The sequence below is a fragment of the Janthinobacterium sp. genome (assembly GCF_031995485.1).
In the GTDB taxonomy this organism is placed as follows: Bacteria; Pseudomonadota; Gammaproteobacteria; order Burkholderiales; family Burkholderiaceae_D; genus Janthinobacterium.
Map to the genome: position 1 here is coordinate 80147 of NZ_DAMAGB010000018.1, position 7090 is coordinate 87236.

Here is a 7090-nt window from a genome sequence, read left to right on the forward strand (position 1 = left end):
TAGTTACTTGAATTCTACAGCAGTGCGCCGTGATGGCAAGCATATTAGGCAAGCACAGCAAGCAAGTGTCTTCAGCACACGCTTTCCAGCCGCGCGCGGCACGCGGCCAGCACTTCATCCGGTGGGCGCTGCCACCAGTCCAGCCGCGAAAAAATCTCCACCTCCACCGGGCCGCCATAGCCCGCGCCCCGCACCGCGCCACGCATGGCGCGCAGGTCGATCACGCCGTCGCCCATCATGCCCCGGTCCTGCAAGGGGTCGCGCGTGTCGAGCCGCCAGTCGCACACATGGAAGCCCATGATGCGCTTGCCGGCGCGCGCAATCGCCGGATACAACTGCGGGTCCCACCAGGTGTGATAAGCATCGACCGCCACGCCGAACCAGCCCTCGCCTTGCGGATCGAGCGCATCGCACCAGTCCAGTGCCTGGTCGATGGTATTGAGCACGCTGCGATCGGCCGCATACACCGGATGCAGCGGTTCGAGCGCGATGCGCACGCCCGTTTCGCGCATCACGGGCAGCAGCGCGGCCAGGCCGTCGCGCACCTGGCGGCGGGCGTCTTCGATATCGCGGCTGCCCGCCGCCAGCCCGCCCACCACCGCCACCAGGTACGGTGCGCCCAGCACGGCCGCCGCGCGCAGCGCCTGCGCGTTCGATGCGATGGCCGCCTGCCGGCCCGCCGCATCGCTCGCCGTGAAATACATGGTGCGGCAATAGGCGCCCGTTTGCAGGCCGGCGGCGCGGATGGCGGCCGCCGCCGGTTCCGGGTCAAGCTCGTCGACTTCCTGGCGCCACGGCGTGACATGGCCGAAACCGGCATCGGCGATGCGCCGGGCGCTGACCGCCAGCGGCTCGCGAAAGCCCAGCGTGGCGGTATTGATGCAGCAGTCCTTGATATGCAAGGGAATCATGACCTCTCCTCAAAACCGCTGCAGCAGCAGGCCGCCGTCAACGCGCACTTCCTGCGCCACCGTGTACGGCAGCAAGCCGCCGGCCATGGTGCGGATCACGCGGGCCACGTCGGCCGGCATGCCCCAGCGCGGCGCCACCGTCATGCCCTGCGCGATCAGGGCGTCGTACTTGGCCTTCGACGGCGCCGTCATCTCGGTCAGAATCAGGCCGGGCTGCACCTCGTAGGCGCCGATGCCCTCGCCGGCCAGGCGGATCGCGAACAGGCGCGCGGCCATGTGCAGCGCCGTCTTCGACATGCAGTATTCGCCGCGCTCGACGCTGGCCGCCTGGGCATTCGACGAGGTGACGAAGACGATGCTGCGATGGACATCCTCGCGGGCGGTCGACGCCAGCATGCGTTTGGCCACCGCCTGGGTCAGGAAAAAGGTGGCGCGCGTATTGACCTCGAAGCAGCGGTCGTAGCTGTCCTCGGCGACATCAAGCAGGTCGCCACGCTTCAGCACCGACACGCCGGCGTTATTGACCAGGCAGTCGATGGGGCCCAGCTGCTGTTCGACCGCATCGAGCACGGCCGGCAGCGCGGCCAGGTCGGCGATATTGTGGTCGAACACCAGGCAGCGGCGGCCCAGCTGCGCCACCTCGGCCCGCAGCGAGGCCAGCGCCTCGGCGTCGTTGTAAGCGATGGCGGCGATATCGAAGCCGTCGCCGGCCAGGCCCAGCGCCGTGGCGCGGCCAATGCCGCGCGAGGCGCCGGTGACGATGGCGGTTCTGGTGCTCATGCTCATGCTCATGCTCATGCTTACGCCTTCAGCAGCTTGCGCGCGATGATCACGCGCTGGATCTGGTTGGTGCCCTCGTAGATCTGCGTGATCTTGGCGTCGCGGTACAGGCGTTCCACTTCATAGCCCCGGATATAGCCGCTGCCCCCAAAAATCTGGATCGCGTTCGCGCTTTGCGCCACGGCCGCATCGCTGGCGTAGCACTTGGCCATCGACGCGGCGGCGGTGGCGTCCAGGCCGGCGTCGATCTTCATGGCCGCCGAGCGCACCAGCAGCCGCGCCGCCTCGGCGTCCTTGGCCATGTCGGCCAGCATAAACTGGATGGCCTGGAATTCGGCGATGGCCTGGCCGAACTGCTGGCGTATTTTCACTTGTTCGACGCACGCCTCCAGGCCCGCCTGCACGATGCCGACGGCCAGCGCGGCGATGCCGATGCGGCCTTTTTCCAGCACGCTCATCATCATGTGAAAGCCCCTGCCCTCGGTGCCCAGCAGCGCCTCCGCCGGCAGCAGCACATCCTTGAAATGCAGCTCGCCCACCTGCGACGAGCGCTGGCCCAGCTTGTGCTCCTTCGGCCCGCGCGCCACGCCGGCACTGTGGCAGTCGACGATAAAAATGCTCATGCCGCGCTTGCCGGCGGCCGGATCGGTGCGCGCCAGCACCAGCGCCACGTCGGCCACGGGGGCGTTATGGATCCACAGCTTGGTGCCGTTCAGCAGCCAGCCGTCGCCCTGGCGCACGGCCGTGGTCTTGATGCCCGACACATCGGAGCCGGCGCCGGCCTCGGTGATGCAGTAGGCGCCGCGCTGGCGCGCGCGCACCAGCGGCGCGATCCAGCGCTGCTTCTGGTCTTCCGTGCCGTGCTGGGTCAGCAAGGTGGTCAGCAGTTCGACCAAGCCGCACTGGTCGGCCACCGAGGCATAGCCGCGGCTCAGCTCTTCCATCACCAGGCTGTAGGCCAGGCAGTCGAGGCCGGCGCCGCCGTACTGCTCGGGCACGGCGATGCCGAACAGGCCGATTTCACCCATTTCGCGATAGATATCGCCGGCAAACGCCTCTTCGTGGTCGAGCCGTTCGGCCTGCGGGCGTATCACTTCATTGGCGAAGCGGCGCGTCATGTCGGCCACTTGCTGGTGTTCGGTGGACAAATGCATGTTGTATCTCCTGTTGTTGTACTCGCCAGTTTTTGCTGGCTGCTTGCGTAAATAACTAACTAGTTATATCATTATTCTTCAAGTTTCGGGATTTGGCAAGCGATCTCGACACGTTTAATTCAAGGAGACAGACAAGATGAAGACAGCAGCATGGTGCGAGGCGGCGGCGATGGCCGACGCCATTTTCGATGGCGCGCTGGTGGTATTGAGCGGCTCGGGCGGCGGCCTGGTGGAGGCGGACATGATCTGCGCGGCGATCGAACGGCGCTTCCTGGACACCGGCCATCCGCGCGACCTGACCCTGGTGCATGCGCTGGGCATCGGCGACGGCATCGCTTCCGGCATCAACCGCTTTGCCCACGAGGGCATGGTCAGGCGCGTGATCGGTGGCCACTGGACCTGGTCCAAGCGCATGCAACAACTCGCGCACGACAATGCGATTGCCGCCTACACCCTGCCGGCCGGCGTGATCCAGACTTTGCTGCGCGAAATCGGCGCCGGCCGCCATGGCCTGGTGACGCATATCGGCCTCGACACCTTTGCCGATCCGCGCCACGGCGGCGGCAAGTGCAACAGCCGCGCCGTCGACGACATCGTCGACGTGGTGACCCTGGGAGGCAAGGAGCTGCTGTGGTACCACCCGTTCAAGGTCGATTTCGCCGTGATACGCGGCACGGCCGCCGACCCGCAGGGCAATCTGACCCAGCGCGAGGAACCGTCAGACATGGACGCGTTTGCCGCCGCCATGGCCGCCCACAACAGCGGCGGCCAGGTGTTTGCCCAGGTGCGCGACGCGCTGGACGCGCCGATCTCGCCGGCGCGCGACGTCGCCATTCCCGGCATCCTGGTCGACCGCATCTGCGTCAATCCGCAGCAGTGCCAGACCACCGGCTCGCCCTACGATCCGGCCATCAGCGGCCAGTTGCCGGCGCCGCCGGAGCGCGCCGCGCAAACGCCGCCCGACGGCCTGCGCTACCTGATCGCGCGGCGCGCCAGCGAAGAACTGAGCGCCGGCGCCTGCGTCAACTTCGGCTTCGGCATCCCGGACGGCATCCCCGCCATCGCCGCAGCGCAAGGCAAGGACATCGCCTGGACCGTCATCGAGCAGGGCCCGCACAATGGCGAACTGCTGCCCGGCCACCTGTTCGGCGCCACCCGCCACGCCAGCGCCATCGTCAAGTCGACCGACCAGTTCGACTTTTTCAGCGGCGGCGGCATCGATATCGCCTTTCTGGGCATGGGAGAAATGGACGCGCAGGGCAATGTCAACGCCTCCTGGCTGGGCGCCGACATCGTCGGCCCGGGCGGCTTTGTCGACATCACGCAGGGGGCAAAAAAGGTGGTGTTCTGCGGCGCTTTCGAGGCCAAGGGGCTGCAGGTGGAACAGCACGACGGCAAGCTCGCCATCGTCACGCCCGGCGCGATACCGAAACTGGTACAACAGGTACGCCACATCACCTTCAGCGGCCGGCGCGCGCGCGCCGACGGGCAAACCGTGCTGTATGTGACCGAGCGCGCCGTGTTCGAACTCAAGCCCGACGGACTGCAGCTGGTCGACGCCCCCGACGGCATCATGATCGAGCGCGACATTTTGCGGCGCATGCCGTTCGCGGTGTCGCTGTCGCCGGCGATGGCGCAGCGGCTGGCCAGCGAGCAGCAGGCCGCTTGACGCCAGGGCCATGGACGCAGGGCCGGCGCGCGTGATGCGCGCCTGTCCTGCGCCTGGCCCCTCAGTCCTCCGGCTGCGCCGCCGGCGCAAGACGCGCGTAAGCGCGCAGGTACACCACGCGCTCGGGGCTGACTTCAAGCTGCGCCTGATGTGTCGCGTCTTCAACGGTATAACGCAGGCTCGCGCCATCCTGTCCCATGCTCTGTGCGGTAATGCGCCCTTTCATCAGCAAGGCATTGGCCTGCCCCAGATAATCGTCCACCAGGCGAACAATCGCGGCGCCACTCTCCTCGCCACGATAGCCGCCATGCGCCACCATCTGCAAGGCCGCTTGCGACACATTGGGAAAGCCGACCGATCGCCCGCCCGCCTGCCATTGCCGGATAGCGGACATCAGGTCCTGGCTCTGCAACGGCGATGCGGATAGTTGCAGGCTATCAAGCCGGCCAAAAGTCAGGGGCAGCAAGTGATACAGCGCCGCCTCGGCCTTTTGCGCACGCCCTGCCGGATCGGCTTCCGGCGCAGTGCCGCTTCCCGCAAACAGCAGGAAAAATTGATAATAGTCGCAAAACTGCGCCACGGTACGGGCCTGTTGCACGGCAAAAGCGGCGGCCTCGGCGCGCAATGCCGGCTCGGCTGCGGCAACAGCAGCGTTGCGGGATGGCATCAAGGTGAACAGCGCAAGGCGGTCATTCAGGTCCTGCAGCTTGAACAGTGAAGCTGGCCCGACGCCCAGCAATGCAAGGAAGCCATCGGTGCTGGCCAACTGATCGTTGGTCAGCAGCTGATTCGTTTGCAGCGCATGACGCAGGCGTGCCGCATCGTGTTCACTGGCATCGCCCGATTCCCCCAGCGCCAGCAGGCGCAGCGTGTCGGTTTCCAGGCTCATCAGTTTGAGCGGACTGACCGACAAGCCAGTACGCGGCAAAAATACCAGGCTGGCAGAGTGCAAACCCTTCTGGACATCAGCCAGCAGCGTGAGTTCATCGACGAAATCATGGCGAGCCGCCGGGCTGGCGCAGGCCCAGCTCAACCATGGCGGGCCGCCATCGATCAGGCCCAGCACCATTCTTGCGCGATCGGACAGCTGCGACGCGCGCTGGATCAACTTGCCGGAAATAGAAATGGTCATGCGTGCATCCTTTCTTTTTTTTCAGTCTTTATATGGTACCCAAAAACACCGCCCTGCTCGCAGAATATATAGCCAAAAAAAAACCCGGCAAGCCGTTGCCAGCTTGCCGGGGTCGCTTCATTCACTCAGCCTCAGGCCGGCACTTGCACCTTGTCCGCCACCGAACGGAATTCTTCGATCTTGTCGAAATTCATGTAGCGGTAGATGTCGTCGGCATTCTCGGCAATCACGCCGATATGCGACATGTATTCCGCGCGGGTCGGAATCCGGCCCAGCAGGGAACACACGGCGGCCAGTTCGGCCGAGCCGAGGTAGACATTGGTCTCGATGCCGAGGCGGTTCGGGAAGTTGCGGGTCGAAGTCGACATCACCGTGGCGCCCTTGCGGATCTGCGCCTGGTTGCCCATGCACAGCGAGCAGCCCGGCATTTCCATGCGCGCGCCGGTGCGGCCCAGGCTGCCGTAATGGCCTTCGCTTGTGAGCACCTGCTGGTCCATCTTGGTCGGCGGCGCGATCCACAGGCGCACCGGAATGTCGGTCTTGTTTTCCAACACCTTGGAGGCGGCGCGGAAGTGGCCGATATTGGTCATGCACGAACCGACAAACACGTCGTCGATGCGCGCGCCAGCCACTTCTGCCAGGGTCTTCACATCGTCCGGGTCGTTCGGGCAGGCGACGATAGGCTCATGGATGTCGGCCAGGTCGATCTCGATCACGGCGGCGTATTCCGCATCGGCGTCCGGCGCCAGCAGCTCCGGGTTGGCCAGCCACGCTTCCATGGCGCGGATGCGGCGCTCCAGGGTACGCTGGTCCAGGTAGCCGTTGGCGATCATCCACTTCATCAGGGTGATGTTCGAGGTCATGTACTCGATGATCGGCGCTTTGTCCAGGTGCACGGTGCAGCCGGCGGCCGAGCGTTCCGCCGAGGCGTCGGACAGTTCGAACGCTTGCTCGACCTTCAGGTCAGGCAGGCCTTCGATTTCCAGGATGCGGCCGGAGAAAATGTTCTTCTTGCCCTTTTTGTCGACCGTCAGCATGCCCTGGCGGATCGCATACAGCGGAATCGCGTTGACCAGGTCGCGCAGGGTCACGCCCGGCTGCATCTTGCCCTTGAAGCGGACCAGCACCGATTCGGGCATGTCCAGCGGCATCACGCCGGTGGCAGCCGCGAAGGCCACCAGGCCCGAACCGGCCGGGAACGAAATGCCGACCGGGAAACGGGTGTGCGAGTCGCCGCCGGTGCCGACGGTGTCGGGCAGCAGCATGCGGTTGAGCCAGCTGTGGATCACGCCGTCGCCCGGGCGCAGCGAAATGCCGCCACGGGTGGAGATGAACTCCGGCAGCGTGTGGTGAGTCTTGACGTCCACCGGCTTCGGGTAGGCCGCGGTGTGGCAGAACGACTGCATCACCAGGTCGGCCGAGAAGCCCAGGCAGGCCAGGTCTT

General features: G+C 65.7%; 6 protein-coding genes. 1 reads left to right on the plus strand and 5 read right to left on the minus strand.

What is annotated here, in order from left to right:
- Positions 1-71: 71 nt before the first annotated feature.
- The 3 genes from RTQ46_RS12600 to RTQ46_RS12610 are packed head-to-tail and all read right to left on the minus strand — an operon-like array spanning position 72 to position 2845.
- On the minus strand, positions 72-911 hold the full coding sequence (locus RTQ46_RS12600) for a sugar phosphate isomerase/epimerase family protein (RefSeq protein ID WP_312437012.1): 840 nt from the start codon (positions 909-911) through the stop codon (positions 72-74).
- A 9-nt stretch (positions 912-920) separates the two neighbouring features.
- Complete coding sequence (locus RTQ46_RS12605) at positions 921-1691, minus strand: 3-ketoacyl-ACP reductase (protein ID WP_312437014.1); 771 nt, start codon at positions 1689-1691, stop codon at positions 921-923.
- Positions 1692-1711: 20 nt separating this feature from the next.
- The gene (locus RTQ46_RS12610) at positions 1712-2845 is read right to left on the minus strand and encodes an acyl-CoA dehydrogenase family protein (RefSeq protein WP_312437015.1); all 1134 of its coding nucleotides are present in this window, start codon (positions 2843-2845) and stop codon (positions 1712-1714) included.
- A 136-nt stretch (positions 2846-2981) separates the two neighbouring features.
- Between RTQ46_RS12610 and RTQ46_RS12615 the strand changes: the two genes are divergently transcribed.
- A complete protein-coding gene (locus RTQ46_RS12615; RefSeq protein WP_312437016.1) occupies positions 2982-4514 on the plus strand; it encodes a CoA-transferase in 1533 nt (510 codons plus the stop codon).
- A gap of 61 nt (positions 4515-4575) precedes the next feature.
- On the opposite strand, the gene RTQ46_RS12620 is transcribed toward RTQ46_RS12615, so the two are convergent.
- Together RTQ46_RS12620 and RTQ46_RS12625 are read right to left on the minus strand one after the other, a co-directional pair.
- The gene (locus tag RTQ46_RS12620; protein ID WP_312437017.1) at positions 4576-5403 is read right to left on the minus strand and encodes a hypothetical protein; all 828 of its coding nucleotides are present in this window, start codon (positions 5401-5403) and stop codon (positions 4576-4578) included.
- Positions 5404-5777: 374 nt separating this feature from the next.
- Positions 5778-7090: bifunctional aconitate hydratase 2/2-methylisocitrate dehydratase (locus tag RTQ46_RS12625; protein WP_312437018.1), on the minus strand; the 1313-nt coding region annotated here is incomplete at its 5' end.

Excerpts from the sequence above, each read along its gene's own strand:
- RTQ46_RS12600 (WP_312437012.1), bottom strand. The coding sequence starts at position 911 with ATGATTCCCTTGCATATCAAGGACTGCTGCATCAATACCGCCACGCTG.
- RTQ46_RS12620 (WP_312437017.1), bottom strand. The coding sequence starts at position 5,403 with ATGAGCCTGGAAACCGACACGCTGCGCCTGCTGGCGCTGGGGGAATCG.
- RTQ46_RS12615 (WP_312437016.1), top strand. The coding sequence starts at position 2,982 with ATGAAGACAGCAGCATGGTGCGAGGCGGCGGCGATGGCCGACGCCATT.
- RTQ46_RS12610 (WP_312437015.1), bottom strand. The coding sequence starts at position 2,845 with ATGCATTTGTCCACCGAACACCAGCAAGTGGCCGACATGACGCGCCGC.
- RTQ46_RS12605 (WP_312437014.1), bottom strand. The coding sequence starts at position 1,691 with ATGAGCACCAGAACCGCCATCGTCACCGGCGCCTCGCGCGGCATTGGC.